The 17,500-nt window shown below is 72.6% G+C and carries 16 protein-coding genes; 4 read left to right on the top strand and 12 right to left on the bottom strand.

Annotated features, from left to right (window positions below):
- Together IEY56_RS06530 and IEY56_RS06525 are read left to right on the top strand one after the other, a co-directional pair.
- On the top strand, nucleotides 1-558 hold the full coding sequence (locus tag IEY56_RS06530) for a phage tail protein (protein WP_189036106.1): 558 nt from the start codon (nucleotides 1-3) through the stop codon (nucleotides 556-558).
- A 710-nt stretch (nucleotides 559-1,268) separates the two neighbouring features.
- Nucleotides 1,269-1,820 carry an NADase-type glycan-binding domain-containing protein gene (locus IEY56_RS06525; RefSeq protein ID WP_189036105.1) on the top strand — a complete coding sequence of 184 codons (552 nt, stop codon included), beginning with the start codon at nucleotides 1,269-1,271 and terminating at the stop codon, nucleotides 1,818-1,820.
- 38 nt (nucleotides 1,821-1,858) lie between these two features.
- Here IEY56_RS06525 and IEY56_RS06520 read toward each other — a convergent pair whose 3' ends face one another.
- A complete protein-coding gene (locus tag IEY56_RS06520) occupies nucleotides 1,859-3,121 on the bottom strand; it encodes a glycoside hydrolase family 10-like protein (RefSeq protein ID WP_189036104.1) in 1,263 nt (420 codons plus the stop codon).
- 258 nt (nucleotides 3,122-3,379) lie between these two features.
- Between IEY56_RS06520 and IEY56_RS06515 the strand changes: the two genes are divergently transcribed.
- On the top strand, nucleotides 3,380-4,240 hold the full coding sequence (locus IEY56_RS06515; protein ID WP_189036103.1) for a 3-hydroxybutyryl-CoA dehydrogenase: 861 nt from the start codon (nucleotides 3,380-3,382) through the stop codon (nucleotides 4,238-4,240).
- On the opposite strand, the gene IEY56_RS06510 is transcribed toward IEY56_RS06515, so the two are convergent.
- From IEY56_RS06510 to infC, 8 genes are all read right to left on the bottom strand, one after another.
- Nucleotides 4,231-5,607: a PP2C family protein-serine/threonine phosphatase gene (locus tag IEY56_RS06510; RefSeq protein WP_189036102.1), complete on the bottom strand. Its 1,377-nt coding sequence runs from the start codon at nucleotides 5,605-5,607 to the stop codon at nucleotides 4,231-4,233. The genes IEY56_RS06515 and IEY56_RS06510 overlap by 10 nt on opposite strands.
- A gap of 470 nt (nucleotides 5,608-6,077) precedes the next feature.
- Nucleotides 6,078-8,642, bottom strand: coding sequence for a phenylalanine--tRNA ligase subunit beta (gene pheT / locus IEY56_RS06505; protein WP_189036101.1), 2,565 nt, complete (start codon nucleotides 8,640-8,642; stop codon nucleotides 6,078-6,080).
- Nucleotides 8,642-9,796, bottom strand: coding sequence for a phenylalanine--tRNA ligase subunit alpha (pheS, locus tag IEY56_RS06500; RefSeq protein WP_189036100.1), 1,155 nt, complete (start codon nucleotides 9,794-9,796; stop codon nucleotides 8,642-8,644). Before pheS ends, pheT begins: the two co-directional genes overlap by 1 nt.
- A gap of 171 nt (nucleotides 9,797-9,967) precedes the next feature.
- The gene (locus IEY56_RS06495; protein ID WP_189036099.1) at nucleotides 9,968-11,188 is read right to left on the bottom strand and encodes a sensor histidine kinase; all 1,221 of its coding nucleotides are present in this window, start codon (nucleotides 11,186-11,188) and stop codon (nucleotides 9,968-9,970) included.
- A 159-nt stretch (nucleotides 11,189-11,347) separates the two neighbouring features.
- Complete coding sequence (locus IEY56_RS06490) at nucleotides 11,348-12,241, bottom strand: TrmH family RNA methyltransferase (protein WP_189036098.1); 894 nt, start codon at nucleotides 12,239-12,241, stop codon at nucleotides 11,348-11,350.
- Between the two features lie 157 nt (nucleotides 12,242-12,398).
- Nucleotides 12,399-12,782, bottom strand: coding sequence for a 50S ribosomal protein L20 (rplT, locus tag IEY56_RS06485; protein WP_189036097.1), 384 nt, complete (start codon nucleotides 12,780-12,782; stop codon nucleotides 12,399-12,401).
- 81 nt (nucleotides 12,783-12,863) lie between these two features.
- Nucleotides 12,864-13,058, bottom strand: a complete 195-nt coding sequence (gene rpmI / locus IEY56_RS06480; protein WP_045865535.1) for a 50S ribosomal protein L35 — start codon at nucleotides 13,056-13,058, stop codon at nucleotides 12,864-12,866.
- Nucleotides 13,059-13,165: 107 nt separating this feature from the next.
- Nucleotides 13,166-13,837: a translation initiation factor IF-3 gene (gene infC, locus IEY56_RS06475; protein ID WP_189036251.1), complete on the bottom strand. Its 672-nt coding sequence runs from the start codon at nucleotides 13,835-13,837 to the stop codon at nucleotides 13,166-13,168.
- A 272-nt stretch (nucleotides 13,838-14,109) separates the two neighbouring features.
- Between infC and IEY56_RS06470 the strand changes: the two genes are divergently transcribed.
- Nucleotides 14,110-14,508 carry a DUF1844 domain-containing protein gene (locus tag IEY56_RS06470; protein WP_189036096.1) on the top strand — a complete coding sequence of 133 codons (399 nt, stop codon included), beginning with the start codon at nucleotides 14,110-14,112 and terminating at the stop codon, nucleotides 14,506-14,508.
- Between the two features lie 35 nt (nucleotides 14,509-14,543).
- Here IEY56_RS06470 and IEY56_RS06465 read toward each other — a convergent pair whose 3' ends face one another.
- From IEY56_RS06465 to mycP, 3 genes are all read right to left on the bottom strand, one after another.
- A complete protein-coding gene (locus tag IEY56_RS06465) occupies nucleotides 14,544-15,281 on the bottom strand; it encodes an MIP family channel protein (RefSeq protein WP_229711658.1) in 738 nt (245 codons plus the stop codon).
- A 110-nt stretch (nucleotides 15,282-15,391) separates the two neighbouring features.
- Nucleotides 15,392-16,138 carry an SseB family protein gene (locus IEY56_RS06460; protein WP_189036095.1) on the bottom strand — a complete coding sequence of 249 codons (747 nt, stop codon included), beginning with the start codon at nucleotides 16,136-16,138 and terminating at the stop codon, nucleotides 15,392-15,394.
- Between the two features lie 82 nt (nucleotides 16,139-16,220).
- On the bottom strand, nucleotides 16,221-17,375 hold the full coding sequence (gene mycP, locus IEY56_RS06455) for a type VII secretion-associated serine protease mycosin (RefSeq protein ID WP_189036249.1): 1,155 nt from the start codon (nucleotides 17,373-17,375) through the stop codon (nucleotides 16,221-16,223).
- Between the last annotated feature and the right edge of the window lie 125 nt (nucleotides 17,376-17,500).

The raw sequence follows: 17,500 nt of genomic DNA, 5'->3' as shown, positions 1-17,500 counted from the left end.
ATGCGCGCCTCCGTCCCCCGGCTGCCGACGCCGTACCCGCTGCTGGACCAGCTTCCCTCCCTGTACGTGGAGGACGACTTCCTCCGGCGCTTCCTCGGCGCCCTGGACGAGGTGCTGGCACCGGTGCTGCTGACGCTCGACAACCTTCCGGCACATCTGCATCCCGTGACCGCGCCGGACGACTTCCTCACATGGCTGGCGAGTTGGGTGTCGGTGGAGGTCGACGAGGAGCGTCCGATCACCCAGCGGCGTGCCGTGGTCTCCAGCGCGGTGGTCCGCCACCGGAGGCGCGGCACGACGGAAGGCCTCGCTGCCGCCCTGCGCGTCGAGACCGGCATCGAACCCGAGATCGCGGAGAGCGGCGCGTGCACCTGGTCGGCGGACCCGGACGCGGAGCTCCCCGGTGACGAAGTAGCGTGGGCGCGCGTGCGGTTGACCACCGCCGAACCCGCCCGGATGAACCGGGCGCGGCTGGAGAAGCTGATCACCGCCGAGGTTCCGGCACACGTGCGGTACGAGCTGGAGATCCTGCCCGAGACGGAGGGAGCGGGACCGTGACGACCTGTCCCGAATGCGGCCGGCACAACCCGCCGGGCACGCAGTTCTGCACGTCCTGCCAGGCGTTCCTCGGCTGGGACGACGAAGACGGCCAGGACGGCCAGGCGGGCCGGGGCGGGCAGACGGCCCGGGGCGAACCGCGGCCGCGGGAGCGGGGGCGGTCCGGCCCGTCCGGCGAGGAGCCGCCCGGCGGTTCTCCCGGCTCGCCTGATCCGGTCGCCTCTCCGCCCCGCGCCCCGGAAGCAGGGGAAGGGAGCGGACGGCCGTCCCGCGCCGGCGGGCCGGGGAGAGCCGGCACTCCGCCCGTGCCGCGGCCCGCCCCGGGTACCTCCCCGCCCGCAGCGCCCCCGCCTCCCCCGGCCCCTCCAGCCGTCCAGCCTGCCGCGGCACCGGAACCGGCGGCCGCCGCGCCCCGCCGCCCCGGCGACGAACTCTCCGGCGGGACGGGCCCCCGCCACCATGAGGAGCCGCCGCCCTCTCCCCCCGGCAGGCCTGCGCCGCAGCCGCCGCGGACCACCCGCACCTGTCCCCGCTGCCGCACGGTGAACCCCGGCGACCGCCGGCTATGTCTCGGCTGCGGCAGCGTCCTGAACCCCGCACAGACCGCGGGTGCGCCACCGGCCGCCGGGGAACTCCCGTGGTGGCGGCGGCTGTTCGGCGCGCGCTCGGAGCGCCGCCGCAAAGCGGGCAGCCGGCCGCGGCACCGCGTGATGTCCCGTCCGCGACTCGCGCTGCCGCTGGTGCTGCTGCTTCTCGCGTGCCTCGCGTGGATCTTCCGCGCGGAGCTGGCCGGGGCCTTCGACTTCGCCCGGCAGAGCACGGGCAAGCCGGAGGCGCTGCAGGTGGTCCGGCCCACCGCTTCCAGCTCCGCTAAGGGCCACGCACCAGCCGCCGCGTTCGACAAGCTCAGCAACCGCTACTGGGCCCCGGAACGGGCCGGGACGTTCACGGGACACTACGTGCGCGCGTCGTTCGAGAAGCCGGTCCGCCTGACCAAGTTGCTGGTCACACCGGGGACTTCGGCCAAGCAGGACGAGTACCTGAAGGAGGCGCGGCCCTCGCATCTCACGCTGACGCTACACAAGGAGTCCGGCGAGCGGTCCACCAAGCCGATCCGCCTCAAGGACCAGGCGGGCGACCAGAGTTTCGACGTACGCGGCTCGGACGTCGTACAGGTCACCGTCGCGGTCGAGGACGCCTACGGAGCGCGTCCGGGGCGGCGGCCCGCGATCGCCGAACTCGAGTTCTTCGGGCACCGCTGAGGCCGCCCGTCCTCAACTCACGGGCTGCAAGGGCTGTTTCAGCGGCGCCGCGCCGTGTAGTGGTCGGCCACGACGCGGTCCATCGCACCGATCTTGTCCTCGCCGACCTCCATCGCGGAGAAGAAGACGTGGCCCCGCACCTCGGGCAGCGACTTGCAGAGCGTGAGGTGCCGCGACAGCTCTGCGGGATCCTGCCAGGCCTCCGGCTGAGCCGGGTCGCCCGCCTTGTACAGCGCCTCACCGAGGTACAGGCGCGTGCCGGTGCCGCGTACGGTCTCCGCCCACCAGGGCGCCAGCTTCGCGTAGTCGGCGTCCTCGAAGCCCATGTGCCAGTAGATCTGCGGGAGGATGTAGTCGATCCAGCCCTCCCGCACCCAGCGGCGGGTGTCCGCGAAGTTGTCGTCGTAGCTCTGCACCTGCGCGGCGGTGTCCGAACCGGCGGGATCGCTCGTCCTGTTGCGCCAGACCCCGAAGGGCGAGACGCCGAAAGGAAGCCGCGGTTTGACGCGGTGCACGCGGTGGGCGAACTCCCTCACCAGCAGGTCGATGTTGTTGCGGCGCCAGGACGCGAGGTCGGGGAAGTCCTTGCCGTACTGCTCGAAGGCGTCGCTGTCGTCGAAGGTCTCGCCGGGCACCGGGTAGGGGTAGAAGTAGTCGTCCCAGTGGACGGCGTCGATGTCGTAGCGCACCACCGCGTCCAGCATGGCGTCCTGCACGAAGCGCCTGACCTGCGGCAGCCCCGGGTTGTAGTAGAGCTTGCCACCGTAGGGGACGACCCACTCCGGGTGCCTGCGCGCGGGATGCCCGGCGACGAGCTTCCCGGGATCATCGTGCAGCGCGATGCGGTACGGGTTGAACCACGCCTCGACGGCCAGATCCCGCCGGTGCGCCTCGCGGACGGCGAAACGCAGCGGGTCCCAGCCCGGCTCCTTGCCCTGGGTGCCGGTCAGCCACTGCGACCACGGTTCGTACCGCGAGGGCCACAACGCGTCAGCGGTCGGGCGGACCTGGAGGTAGACCGTGTCGAGGCGGCGGCGGCACGCCGTCTCCAGATGCCCGACCAGCTCCGCCTGCTGCTCCTTCGGGGAGAGGCCGGATTCGCTGGGCCAGTCGCGGTTGTCGACGGTCGCGATCCACATGCCGCGTACGTCCCGGTGTCCGCCTCCGTGGCGGGCACCGCCGCTGAGCCGCTTGCGGTCGTATGCAGCCGCGCGGGCGTTGGTCGAGCCGGTGACGCCCCACAGCGTCCCGGCCGCTCCCGCCGTGCCCGCGGCGAAGCTCCTCCGCGTGATCCGTCGCATGTGCTTCCCCCTGCGTCCTCGTCGCCCTGCCGTCCGGTGAGCCGCGGTCCCTGGCTCCATAGTCCCTCGCTGCGGCGGAGACCGATTCGCCGATGCTGTCGCGCTGACCGCGTACGGACAACCCCCCGCGCCCGCCGTCGCCCCCGCTCCACGAGGACCGGGCGCGGGGGGTAACGTCGGGCGGCGTACGGGGACTCTGAGGGGACGGCCGCGCATGCCCGCGCCGCCCTGGACCACAGGATCAGCGAAAGGCACGAGGTGACGGACATCGAACGCGTCGGAGTGGTGGGCTGCGGCCAGATGGGCGCCGGCATCGCCGAGGTGTGCGCGCGGGCAGGTCTGGACGTCATGGTCGCCGAGACCACGGGCGAAGCGCTGGAGCTCGGCCGCACCCGGCTTGTGAACTCCCTCGGCAAGGCCGCCCAGCGAGGCAAGATCACCGAGGAGGAGAGGGACGTCACGCTCGACCGGCTCGCCTTCACCACGGACCTCGGAGACTTCGCCGACCGCGACCTCGTCGTGGAGGCCGTGATCGAGAACGAGCAGGTGAAGACGGAGATCTTCCAGGTGCTCGACCAGGTCGTCACCCGAAGCGACGCCATCCTCGCGTCCAACACCTCCTCGATCCCGCTGGTCAAGCTCGCGGTCGCCACGTCCCGTCCGGACCAGGTCATCGGGATCCACTTCTTCAACCCCGCCCCGGTACAGCAGCTCGTGGAGATCATCCCGGCACTCACCACCGCCGAAGAAACGATCAAGCGGGCCGAGGCCGCGGTGACCGGTCTCCTCGGCAAGCACACGATCCGCGCGCAGGACCGCTCCGGCTTCGTCGTCAACGCGCTGCTCATCCCGTACCTGCTCTCGGCGATCCGCATGTTCGAGTCGGGGATCGCGAGCCGCGAGGACATCGACAACGGCATGGAGATGGGCTGCGCCCACCCGATGGGCCCCCTCAAGCTGACCGACCTCATCGGCCTGGACACCGTCGCGTCCGTCGCCTACTCCATGTACGAGGAGTTCAAGGAGCCCCTGTACGCCGCTCCCCCGCTGCTGCAGCGGATGGTGGACGCGGGACGGCTGGGACGTAAGGCCGGCGCGGGCTTCTACGCCTACAGCTGACCGCCCCCACCGACCGCGGAGGGCTCACGGCACGAGCACGGCAGCCGCACGGCGACCCGTTCCCTGCCGGGTCCCTGTGCCTGCCCGTGCACCCGGCACCGGTCGTTGCGCAGCGCGAGAAGCGCAACGTCATCCGGCAGCCGGGTGCGCGTGTGGCCGAGCAGTTCGTGCCGTACGCGGCCGACGACCTCGGCCGGAGCCGCCGGAATCGGGGGTACCGCGCGCGTCCTCTCCGTGACAGCGGCACGCAGCACCTCCGGCAGCGGGAAGAACTCCCCGGACCGGTCACGGGCGTCCTCCGCTCCGTCCGTGTAGAGGAACAGCGTCTCGCCGGGCGGGAGTTGGAGCCGCAGCGGTCGCGGTGGCCCCGGCGGCAGCGGCAGCAGCCCGAGCGGGGGCAGCGGTTCGCCTTCCGCCACGGGTTCGACGACCGGTGCCCCGTCACGCTCCTGGGAGAGCCGGTAGGGCCACGGGTGGCCGCAGTTGAGCACCGTGACGGAGCCGTCGGCGCGGACCTCCAGCAGCAGGACCGTCACGAACTCCTCGTCGGCGTCGTCGTATCCGTCGGCTGCCGCGGAAGCCGAGGCCACCGGCACCTGCGCCGGACCCGGGGCGCCCTTCCCCGGCGCGGAGAGTCCGCGGCAGTTCAGATGCCGGTCGAGGGCCCTCTCCAGACGGCGCAGCACCTGCGCCAGTTCACTCTCGTCGTGCGCCGCCTCGCGGAAGGCGCCGAGCACGGCGGCGACCGTGCTGACCGCGCCCAGCCCGTGGCCCCGTACGTCGCCGATGACGACGCGCACGCCGTGAGCGGTGGCGGCCACGTCGTACAGATCGCCGCCGACCGCCGCGCAGCGGGCGGCGGAGAGATACGCGCCCGCCAGCGTGAAACCCTCGATACGCGGGGGCAGCGGCCTTATCAGCGCCTGTTGTGCAGCGGTGGCGACTTCGCGGGTGCTCGCCAGCTCGTCGGCGAGCCGTGTCCGGCGGCGCACCGCATAGCAACTGGCCATCGCGACGCAGAGGATGGCGGCGGTCGTCGCGGCCCGGCCGCCGAACTGCTGGTCGCCCGGGCACAGTCCGAGGGGGTAGAGCGCGAGGAGCGCGCACGCGCCGCCCACCCAGATGCCCGACCGGCCCGCGCTGCCGGCGCAGGCGAGGGCGGGGGTGGCCGCCAGCAGCGCGAGGACGTGCGTCCCCTCGGGGAGGCTGCACTCCCAGAGCATGACCCCGGCGACCCACAGGGCAGGCGCGAGACGGCCCACGAGAAGCCTGACGGAGAAGTGCCGGTGGAGGCCGGACGCCTCCGCAGCAGGACCGGCACGTTCAGGAGTCCTGACGTCGTCGCTCGCTGCCCGGTGTGCGGTCATACGGCGGTCCCTCCGGCCTGTGAGGCGGTCACCCGCCTCACCCGTGCTGTCGCTCGGCTCCCCTCCCGCGCCCAGGGTGCGTCGTTTGGATCTTCGTGGTTCAGCGAGCGGCGTGCACCCTAGCTCTGCGATCAGCACGATGGTGGTCGAGGCCGGGAGGCGGAGGCCCCGGGTCCGCGATACCTCACTCGATTGAGTGAGAGTCAGGGCGTGCGGTGCGCACGGTCGTGCGAACTACGGCGGAGGCGCCCGGACTTCAGTCCGCGCGCTCACCTTGTGCGCCCTTCGACGGGCCGGCGGACTCGTGAGTTCACCGCGTGCACAGCCCCGGAGCGGGCACGGCGGGACAGCGGTGCGCCCGCAGCAGCATGCGTGACCGAACCACAGCGGCGGTGGTGCGGAGCGTCCCCTTCGGAACGTCCGCGCCACCGCCGCGTCAGGCGAGCGCCGGTATCCGGCGATCAGGGGCGTCAGCCCGCCGGAGCCTCCGGCCCCGCTTCGGCGCCCCTCAGCACCGCGCCGGTGCGTTCCACGGCCGCCGCGACGGCCGCGTCCCGGGCGGCGGAGGCCTCCTCCGCCTTGAGGGTGCGGTCGGCGGCGCGGAAGCGCAGGGCGTACGCCAGCGACTTCTTGCCCTCGCCGAGCTGCTCACCTGTGAAGACGTCGAACAGGCGCACCGACTCCAGGAGTTCGCCCGCGCCGCCGCGCAGAGCCGACTCCACCTCCGCCGCGGGCACGGACTCGTCCACGACGAGCGCCACGTCCCGCGTCGCCACCGGGAATCCGGAGACACGCGGCGCCGGGACGACGCCGCCGCCCGCCCGCCCGAGGAGGTCCAGGTCGAGCTCCATGGCGCTGGTGCGCTCCGGAAGCCCCATCGCCTTGACCACGCGCGGGTGCAGCTCGCCGGCGTGTCCCGCCAGCACCTCGGCGCCGTCGTGTGTCACGTACAGCGCGGCGCAGCGCCCCGGGTGCCAGGGGTCGTACTGCGCGTTGCGGACGGTCAACTCCACACCTGCCTCGCGGGCGACGGTACGGGCCGACTCGACGGCGTCCGCCCACTCGGCCGCACGTCCCTTGCCCCACCAGCCGCTGGTCTCGCGCTGGCCCGCCAGCACGGTGGCGACGTGCCGCGGCTGCTCGGGAAGGGCGTCCCCGAGCGCTGCGATCTCCTCGTCGCCGGGGCGTGCGTCGACGCGCAGCCGCGTGGCGCGGGTCTCGGCGCCCGTCGGCCGGAAGACGAGGCCCGTCTCGAACAGGGCGAGACCGCCCTGGCCGCCCTGGCTGCCGCGCCCCTCGTTGCGGCGCAGCGTGGCGAGGAGCCCGGGCAGCAGCGTGGTGCGCATCCCCGGTTCCTCGTCGGAGAGGGGGTTGACCAGGGTGACGGTGCGGCGGCGCGGGTCGTCCTCGGGCAGGCCGAGCTGGTCGAAGGAGGCGGCCCCCACGAAGGGGTAGTCGAGGGCCTCGACGTATCCGGCACCGGCCAGCGCGCGGCCCGTCCGCCGCAGCAGCCGCTGCCGCTCGGTGAGGCCCCGGCCGGCGGGCGGACGGGGCAGCGTGGAGGGCAGGTTCTCGTACCCCTCCAGGCGGATGACCTCTTCCGCGAGGTCGTTGGGGTCCGTCAGGTCGGACCGCCACGACGGCACGGTGACGGTCAGCTCGTCCTGCCCGTAGACGTCGCAGCCCACCTGCTGCAGCCGGCGTACGACCGCCTCCCGGCCGTAGGCGACGCCCGCGACGCGGTCCGGGTGCCCCGCGTCGATCTTGATGGTGCGCGGCCCGTGCGGAGCGGCGAACTCGGTGACGCCCGCCTCCGCGGTGCCGCCGGCCAGCAGCACCAGGAGGTCGACGGTGCGCTGCGCCGCCGCTGCCGCCGCCTCCGGGTCGACGCCGCGCTCGAAGCGGCGCGACGCCTCCGAGGAGATCTTGTGGCGGCGGCTGGTGCGCGCCACGGTGACCGGGTCGAAGTGCGCGGCCTCCACGACGACTTCGGTGGTGCCGCGCCACTCGCCTGTCGCCGGGTCCTGCTCTGGGTCGGCGATCTCGCTGTTGACGCCGCCCATCACGCCGGCGAGCCCGATCGGGCCCTGCTCGTCGGCGATGACCAGGTCCTCCGGGTCCAGCTTGCGCTTGCCGCCGTCCAGGGTCGTCAACCGCTCGCCGGGTGCGGCACGGCGGACGCTGATGTGCCCGTGCAGCCGCTCCCTGTCGTATGCGTGCAGGGGCGAACCCAGCTCCAGCATCACGTAGTTGGTGATGTCGACGGGCAGCGAGACCGGGCGCATCCCGGCCTTCTGCAGCCGCCGCTGCAGCCAGATCGGCGACCTGGCGTCGGGGCGCAGACCGGTGACCGTACGGGCCGAGAAGCGGTCGCACCCCTTCGGGTCGGCCACCTCGACGCGGAAGCCGTGCTCGTTGGGCGAGGGGACGTCCAGCAGCGCCGGGTCGCGGAGCTGCTGGCCGTACGCCGTCGCCGTCTCGCGGGCGATGCCGCGCATGGACAGGCAGTAGCCGCGGTCGGGCGTGACCGCGATGTCGAGTACCTCGTCGACGAGTTCGAGCAGCTCGATGGCGTCGGTACCCGGCTCGTACTCGGGCGGGAGGACGATGATGCCCCCGTGGTCGTCGCCCATGCCCAGCTCGGCGGCGGAGCAGATCATGCCCTCGGAGACCTTGCCGTAGGTCTTGCGGGCGCTGATGGCGAAGTCACCGGGCAGCACCGCGCCGGGCAGCACGACGACGACCTTGTCGCCGACGGCGAAGTTGGTGGCGCCGCAGACGATGTTCTGCGGCTCGCCGGTGCTGTTGGACTGCCCCACGTCCACCTGGCAGTAGCGGATGGGCTTCTTGAAGCCGGTCAGCTCCTCGATGGCGAGGACCTTGCCGACGACGAGCGGGCCCTTCAGCCCGGCGCCGAGCTTCTCGACGGTCTCGACCTCCAGGCCGGCCTCGATCAGCTTCGCCGCGACGTCCCGGCCCGTCTCGCCGGCGGGCAGCTCTACGTACTCTCGCAGCCACGAAAGCGGGGCGCGCATCAGATCTCCATCCCGAACGGCCTGGTGAAGCGCACGTCACCCTCGACCATGTCTCGCATGTCCTCGACGTTGTGGCGGAACATCATCATCCGCTCGATCCCGAATCCGAAGGCGAACCCGCTGTACTTCTCCGGGTCCACGCCGCAGGCCGTCAGGACACGGGGGTTGACCATCCCGCAGCCGCCCAGCTCGATCCAGCCCTCGCTGGAGCAGGTGCGGCACGGGCGGTCCGGGTCGCCGACGGACGCGCCGTGGCAGCGGTAGCAGACCATGTCCATCTCGGCCGAAGGCTCGGTGAACGGGAAGTAGTTGGGACGCAGCCTCGTGTGGACGCCCTCGCCGAACAGCTCGCGCACCATGTGGTCGAGGGTGCCCTTGAGGTCGGCCATCGTCAGGCCCTCGTCCACGGCGAGGAGTTCGACCTGCGTGAAGACGGGGGTGTGCGTGGCGTCCAGTTCGTCGGTGCGGAAGACGCGGCCGGGGCAGATGACGTACAGGGGCGGCCGGCGCTCCAGCATCGTGCGGATCTGCACGGGCGAGGTGTGGGTGCGCAGCACGACGCCGCTCTCCCCCTCCTCGTCCCCGGCGGACTCCCCGCCGTTCCCGGCGCCCTGGCCGGCCTTCACGAAGAAGGTGTCCTGCATGGTGCGCGCGGGATGGTCGGGGGCGATGTTGAGGGCGTCGAAGTTGAACCACTCGGCCTCGACCTCGGGTCCCTCGGCGACCTCGTACCCCATCGCGACGAAGATGTCCTCGACGCGCTCGGAGAACGTCGTCAGCGGGTGGCGGGCCCCTGCGGGCATGCGGTCGTAGGGCAGCGTGACGTCGACGGCCTCCTCGACGAGCACGCGCTCGTCGCGCTCGCGCTCGAGCTCCTCCTGCCGCTGCTTGAGCGCCTGCCCGACGGCCCCGCGGGCCTGGCCGACGCGCTTGCCGGCCTCGGCCTTGGCGTGCGGAGGCAGCGCGCCGATCTCGCGGTTGGCGAGTGCCAGCGGGGATCGGTCACCGGCGTGGGCGGCCTTCACCTCACGCAGCTCTTCGAGATCACCGGCGGCGGCGACGGCGGCGAGCGCCTCGGCCTTGGCCTGGTCGATCACTTCCGGTTTGAGCGCCTCGACCTCGACAGGGTCGTAGGACTTATTGGGTGCGGACATCATTTCCCGTGCTTCCGATTGGCTTTCGCTGCGCAGAGTGCCGACAGCCGAGTCTAGAGGGGCGGGCATGACCACTCGTACACGGATGTGATCACCGAGCTCCCTCCCCCGCTCACAGCCGGGAGGGAGCCATGCCTGCCCAAGGGGGCCGGAGAAGCCCGTGCGCGCCGCTCAGGCCATGAAGGCCGGGGCGCTCACGGGCAGGGTAAATCGGAACTCGGCGCCGCCGGCGGCCGAGCGGCCCACCGTGATCGTTCCGCCGTGCGCCTCGACGATGCCCTTGACGATGTACAGGCCCAGGCCGGTGCCGCCGCGCCTGCTGCCCCGCCAGAAGCGGGTGAAGACGCGGCTCATCGACTCCTCGGGGATGCCGGGGCCTTCGTCGCTCACGGTGACTGCCGTCCCTTGCTCGTCGCTGCGGGAACGTGCGGGTGCCACATCGATCGTGACAGTTCCCTCCCCGTGACGCACGGCGTTTTCCAGCAGGTTGCCCAGCACCTGGTCGACCTTGTCCGGGTCGGCCCACAGCCCCGGCAGCCGGTCTTCGATGCGGACGACGAAGCGGTCGGCGGAGCGTCCGGCGGCGATGTGCGCCCCGACGTGACGGCGCACCGCGGCGGCGATGTCCAGGGGCTGCCGGCGCACCTCGAGGCGCCCGGAGTCGATGCGCGATATGTCGAGCAGTTCGGCGATGAGCCGTGTGATGCGGTTGGCGTCGGCGTCGACCGTCTCCAGCATCAGCTGCTTCTGGTCGTCGGTGAAGCGCTCCCACTTGGCGAGCAGCGTCGCGGTGAAGCCCTTCACCGAGGTGAGCGGGGAGCGGAGCTCGTGGGCGACGGTGGCTATCAGCTCGGCGTGGCTGCGCTCCGCCCGCCTGCGGGCCTCCGTTCCCCGCAGGCTCACGACCAGCCGCTCCAGCGGCCCCTGGGGGCGTGCGCGTACGTACCGCGCGGCCACCAGCACCTCACGGCCGCCGGGCAGCAGCAGGTTCCGCTCGGGCTGGCGGGTGCGGGTGGCGAGGCCGCCGTAGGGGTCGGTCAGCTGCCACCAGCGCCGGCCGTCCAGGTCCTCCAGGGGCAGCGCGCTGTGCAGCGGCAGCCCGAGCGCTTCCGACGGGTCGCAGCCCGTGAGGCGTGCGGCGGCGGCGTTGAAGCAGACGACGTGCCCGGTGCTGTCGGCGACGACGAGCCCGTCGGGAAGATCGTCGGGGTGTACGGCCTGGCCCTCGCCGCAGGGGAGGCGGTTCGCGGCGGTCTCGTGGGAAGCCTGCCCGGCGGCGGGACCCGCCGGCGAGCCCGGTACCGGCTCCGTGAGGCCCCCGGTCCTCCTGCCGTGGCCGTCGGCGCCGGAGACCACCCCGCGTGCCTGGGTGCCGTACGCCCGGACGTCCATCGACGCCGCCCCCTTCTGACCACTCGCCTCCGCCCCCGGGCGAGCCACCCTACTAGGCGCTCTGCGCACTGTCCCTCCCCGAGACGTGGCGTCGAAGCCGCACGCGAGCCGGAGGGAGCGCGTCAGGCGTACGAAGCGGAGCGCACGCCCGCACTGTGTCTACGCCTGTGCCTCCTCGTGCCACGTCCCCGCCCGGCACCCGCCGGGCGAGCGCTGCGCGCGGGCGGAGGCGTAGAGGCAGACGGCGGCCGCGGTGGCGAGGTTCAGGCTCTCCGCCCGGCCGTGGAGGGGAACCCGCACCGCCGCGTCTGCCAGAGCACGCGTCTCCTCGGGCAGACCCCAGGCCTCGTTGCCGAAGACCCACGCGGTGGGGCGGCCCATCGTGCCGGCGTCGAGTTCGCCGTCGAGGTCGCGCTCCCCCGTGCCGTCGGCGGCCAGCACACGCACGCCTGCGGCCCGCAGTTTCTCCGCGGCGGTGGCGGCGGACACGCCCACTGCCACGGGCAGGTGGAAGAGCGAACCGGCCGACGCCCGCACCGCCTTGGGGTTGTAGACGTCGACGGAGGCGTCGGTGAGGACGACGGCGTCGGCTCCCGCGGCGTCGGCGCAGCGCAGCACCGTCCCCGCGTTGCCGGGGTCGCGTACGTGCGCGAGGACGGCCACGAGGCGAGGACGTGCGGCGATCAGCTCGTCCAGCGGACGGTCCACGAAACGGCAGACCCCGATGAGCCCCTGCGGGCTGACCGTCTGCGCGATGCCGTCCAGCGTCGGGGCCTCGGCGAGGTGGACGCGTGCGCCGCCGACGCGGGCCTGCTCCACGATCTCCGGATGCCGTTCGGCGGCCTCGGCGGTCGCGAACAGTTCGAGCAGCACGGGGCCTTCCCTGCTGCCCCGCTCACCGGAGGCGGCGCCCTGTGCGGCCGCCTCGCGCACGGCCTGGGGGCCCTCCGCGAGGAAGCGCCGGTCCTTGGCGCGGAAGTTGCGCCGGACCAGCCGCCGTGCGGCGGCGACGCGGGCGGAGCGAGGCGAGATCGGATCGGGGGTGGTGCCCATGGGCGGCGGCTCACTTCACGGTTCGTTGCGGCTCTGCGGGCCCGGCGGCCCGCAACGGGGACGCACGGCCGGCGGGCGGCCACGCAACAGCAGCGGACCGGCAGGCACGTGCCTGCCGGTCCGCTGCTGTGCGTCATACGCGTGCGCGGCGCGTGCTTCAGGCGGCCTTCGGAGCGTTGACGTCGCTCGGAAGGGCCTTCTGCGCCACCTCGACGAGAGCGGTGAAGGCGCCCGCGTCGTTGACCGCCAGGTCGGCGAGGATCTTGCGGTCCACCTCGATGTTGGCGGCCTTCAGCCCCTGGATGAAGCGGTTGTAGGTGATGCCGTTGGCGCGGGCGGCGGCGTTGATCCGCTGGATCCACAGCTGCCGGAAGTCGCCCTTGCGCCGCTTGCGGTCGTTGTAGTTGTAGACGTAGGAGTGGGTGACCTGCTCCTTCGCCTTCCTGTACAGCCGCGAGCGCTGGCCGCGGTAGCCGCTGGCCTGCTCCAGGATCGCCCGGCGCTTCTTGTGTGCGTTCACTGACCGCTTGACGCGTGCCACTTGATAACTCCTTGGTACACGGGGCCGGTCTGGTGGGTGGACCACCCAGCCCGAATCGATTGGGTCCCGGTCGGGCTGGCCTTACTTGCCGAGAAGCTTCTTGACCTTCTTGGCGTCGGCCGGGGCCATCTCGGTCTTGCCGGCAAGGCGGCGCGTCAGCGTGGACGGCTTGTGCTCGAGAAGGTGGCGGCGACCGGCACGCTGGCGCATCACCTTGCCGGAGCCGGTGATCTTGAAGCGCTTACGGGCACCACTGTGCGTCTTGTTCTTCGGCATGTCGCCGTTCACTCCTCGTCGGAGACGCCCCGGTCCGCCGGCGGACCGGCATACGGAAGCGTCGTGTGTCGCTGTTTCGGGTTTCCGAGGCGGGGCCCCAGGAGGGCTCACGCCTCGGCGGGCTCCTCGGCGGGCTCCTCCACAGGGCTGCTTTCCTGCTGGCGGCCGGCCTTGCGGGCGGCCTGAGCCTCACGGGCCTCGGCCATCGCCTCGGTCTTCTTCTTGTGCGGACCGAGCACCATGATCATGTTACGGCCGTCCTGCTTCGGGTTGGATTCCACGAAACCCAGGTCGGCTACGTCGTCCGCGAGGCGCTGCAGCAGCCTGAAGCCCAGCTCGGGGCGGGACTGCTCACGTCCGCGGAACATGATCGTGATCTTGACCTTGTCACCCTGCTTGAGGAACCGGACGACGTGACCCTTCTTGGTGTCGTAGTCGTGCGGGTCGATCTTCGGCCGGAGTTTCATCTCCTTGATGACCGTGTGCGCCTGGTTCTTGCGCGCTTCACGGGCCTTCATGGCCGACTCGTACTTGAACTTTCCGTAGTCCATGAGCTTGCACACGGGCGGACGTGCCGTCGCTGCCACCTCGACCAGGTCGAGGTCGTACTCCTGCGCAAGCTCCAGGGCCTTGGCAAGCGGCACGATGCCGACCTGCTCGCCACTGGGACCGACGAGTCGCACCTCGGGGACGCGAATCCGGTCGTTGATGCGGGGCTCGGCGCTGATGGGGCCTCCTCGGGTACACCACGCGGCGGTCTGGCGGACGGCCGCGCGCAGTCAGATTTCGATGACCACCGCGCCGAGACGCACAAAACGCCCCTCACGGACACAGGCGGGGCTCCTCAAAGACCGGGAGCACCGACGCGACATTCCGCGGGGGCGCAGCCTGACCGTTGACCCGCGGTCCCGGGGACCGTCAGGTGGGAGTTCGGAGCCTCCACTTGCGGGCTGAAGAGATGTTCTCCAGCCGGTCGATATCCCAGCATACCAGGGGCCGGAGGTGCTCCCCACCGGGGTCCCCGGAGGCCGGAAGCTCTAGGCTGGCACGCATGAGCGACTCCGCACCCACCGGCCCGGCCGGGTCCGCCGGCGGTTCCCCCGGTACGTCCGGCACCCCCGACTTCGACAGCATGACGCGCGACATCGCGGACGTGCCGGCGGTGGAGGTGATCACCACCGTCGCCGTCCACCTGATGAGTTCCGCGGCGGTGAATCTCGGGCTCTCCGAAGGGGGCGAGGAGCACCGCGACCTGGATGAGGCGCGGAAGCTGATCCACGCCCTCGCCGGTCTGGTCAGCGCGAGCGCCACCGAGATCGGCTCGTACCACGCCGCTCCCCTGCGTGACGGCCTGAAGTCGCTGCAGCTGGCCTTCCGTGAGGCTTCGGCCGTGCCGGACGAGCCGGGGCAGGGGCCCGGTGAGAAGTTCACGGGTCCCGTGATCGGCTGAGTCCGGCACCGGCCTGACGCCTCGGCGGCGTCCGCTCAGCGGGGGCCGCCCGAGGGCTGCAGGTTCCTGTTCATCTCGGCGCCCGCAGCGGGGTGCGTGACGTGGTGCACGACCACGGCCAGCACCCCGCCCAGGAGTGGTGCCACCAGGAACAGCCACAGCTGTGTCAGGGCGGCGCCGCCGGCGAAGATCGCCGGGCCGAGGCTGCGGGCCGGGTTGACCGAGGCGCCCGTCAGCGGGATGCCGATGAGGCTGACGACGGCCAGCGTGATGCCGATCGGAAGGCCGGCGAAGCCCGCCACGGTCACCTTGTGCGTCATGCACAGGAACACGTACACGAGCAGCGCGGTCAGCAGCAGCTCCGTGACGAAGGCTCCGCCGAGGTTGATGCGCACTGCCGAGCGGTCGCCGAAGCCGTTGGTGCCGAAGGCCTCACTCGTGCGCAGACCGGGTACCTGCTTCGCCACCAGGAAGAGCAGCGCCGCCCCTGCGATGGCGCCGGCGACCTGCGCGACCCAGTAGCGCACGGCCGTCTGCATGTCGAGGCGCTTGGCGAGGAGCATGCCCAGGGTGACGGCCGGATTGACGTGTGCACCCGAGACGGGCCCGATCGCGTAGGCGAGCGCCAGCAGCGTGAAGCCGAAGGCGAGGGCGATACCGAGGGTGCCGATGTACTCGCCCGACAGCACCGAGGCGCCGACCGCGAAGAACACGAGGACCAGGGTCCCAAGGAACTCCGCCGCAGTGGTCTGCAGCTCGGTGTCGGCCGACATGGCACTCCTGACATGTCTGAGTTGCTCCATCATGCTTCGAGTCTGTGGCGGCTCCGCCGGGCTCGCATGTCGAGCGGGTGAATGCCGCTGGAGGGGCTCGGAGAGGCCCGTCAGCGCACGAAGAAGGCACGCTCGGGCAGTGCGCTGCCCGAGGGGAGGAGCGCCAGTGCGAGACCGTGCACGAGCCGGGCACGCAGCGTCCCATCGGCGGTGAGGGCGCCGGAGAGGCGCCGTGCCGTGGCGGCCGCCTCCGCGCCGGGGGCCAGCGCGAGGGCCAGCGTGGCGTCGCAGTCCGCGCCGCCGGGCAGCAGATGCGCGCCGGCGACGTCCGGTTCCGCGGCCAGGATCGCCCGCAGCGCGGCCACGACGTCCGGGTCGCGGGCGGGGCGGAGCTCGCTGCGCCCCTCGGCGAGGGCCCGCAGCGCAGGCCCGGTGAGCTGGTAGGTGACCGGTCCGGCGAGGTCGAGGACGAGGGTGTCGGCCTCCTCCTGTGCGAGGGCCTGCAGCACCTGAGGCAGCCGGACGGCCACCGGCCGGGCGTCCTCGCGCCAGCGGCTCAGCGCGTCGGTGCTGGTGAACGCCGGCAGGGCGCGGCGTCCGCCCGCGGCGGTGAGCGTCGGCACCGCCATGTCGCTGGACTTGTCGCGGCGCAGCCCGGAGGCGTCCGTCGTGCTCTCGCCGAGGACGGCGACGACGGGTACGAGCAGGCGCGCCTTCCGGAGCGCCCGCAGGACGCCGGGTTCCGCGTCGGGGTCCGTACGGTCCGCGTGCCAGGATTCGAGGGCCGCGGCGAGCGCGGGGTCCGCCGCGCCGGTGTCGTCGGCGAAGCCGGGGTCCGGGATGTTCTTCAGCGCCACGGGCCACGAGCCTAGACCGTGGGCCCGGGGCCTCCGCCGGGCGGCCCCGGTCTCCGCGTCCCGGTCTGCGGCTCCGGGGGTGTCACTGTCCGGTCATGCGGCCGCGCAGACCGCGCAGCGTCTCCAGGTTCACGCCGCGGTGCACCGCCACCGCGCCCGCGATCAGCAGCAGGCCGACGAATCCGGTGATGGCGGCCAGCCAGCCCGCGCTGAGGCCGTCGTCCGGACCCGCGCCGAAGAACTCGTTCTGGTACGGCTGCGGGCTGGGCTGCTGCTTGCGCGGCTTGATGTTGGAGCCCATCTCGATGGCGGCCGCCGGGTCGACGACGCCCGTGCCGAGGGCGTCGCTGCGGCCGCCCTCGGGGGTGTTCTGGGCCGTGTCGGAGACGAGTTCCTTGATCTGGGCCGGGCTCAGGTCGGGGTGTGCGGCCCGTACGAGCGCGATCGCGCCGGAGGCGAAGGCCGAGGCGGCGCTCGTGCCCCAGCCCTCGTAGTAGCGGCGGTCCGGATCGGCTATCAGCACGTCCTTGCCCGGTGCCGCCACGGTCGCGTACCAGCGGCGCGTGGAGAACGCGGCCCGCGCCCCGCGCCGGTCGACCGCGGTCACGGCGATCACGCCGGGATACGCGGCCGGATAGGAGACGTGGTCGCCCTCCTCCCCGCCGTTGCCGGCGGAGGCGACGACGACGGACCCCTTCTTCAGGGCGTACCGCACGGCGGCGTCCTCGCGGGCCTCCGGGTGCGCGGAGTCGCTGTCGTCGCCGAGGGAGAGGTTGATGACGTCGGCGCCCTTGTCGGCCGCCCAGCGGATGCCCTCGGCCAATGCTCCCGCGCTCTCCTTGCGGGCCTTCTTGCGCTGCGGGTCGGCGTCCTCGAGGAGCACCCGCACAGGAAGGACCTTCGCCTCGGGTGCGACGCCAGTGACTCCCTCGCGGCCGCCGCCGCCGTGTCCGTGCCCCGCGATGAGGCTGGCCATGGCGGTGCCGTGACGGGCCCATTCGCGGTCGCCCTTCTTGGCACCGACGCGGACGAAGTCCCGGCCGGGCAGCACGTTGCCCTTCAGGTCGGGATGGTCGGCCGCCACACCGGTGTCGAGGACGGCGACGGTGATGCCCTTGCCCTTCGTCGTCTTCCAGGCGTCCGGCGCCTGGATGGCCTTCAGCCCCCACTTCTCGCGCGGCAGGTCCTCACCGGCGGCGTACGCGCTCCCGGCCGCCGGCAGCAGCGCGAGCAGCATCGCGAGCGGAAGGACGGCGGCACGGCGCACGCGGTGCCGCCGGTCGGGGCGGCGCGAGCGGGCCGGGACGGGCGGCCGCGCCTGAGCCGGTTCCGGGCGGCTCCCGCAGGAGTCTGCCGGTGCGG

Source organism: Streptomyces daqingensis (assembly GCF_014645895.1).
Taxonomy (GTDB): domain Bacteria; phylum Actinomycetota; class Actinomycetes; order Streptomycetales; family Streptomycetaceae; genus Streptomyces; species Streptomyces daqingensis.
The sequence above is the reverse complement of the archived record's forward strand: the minus strand, read 5'-3'. Positions and strand labels throughout refer to the sequence as shown.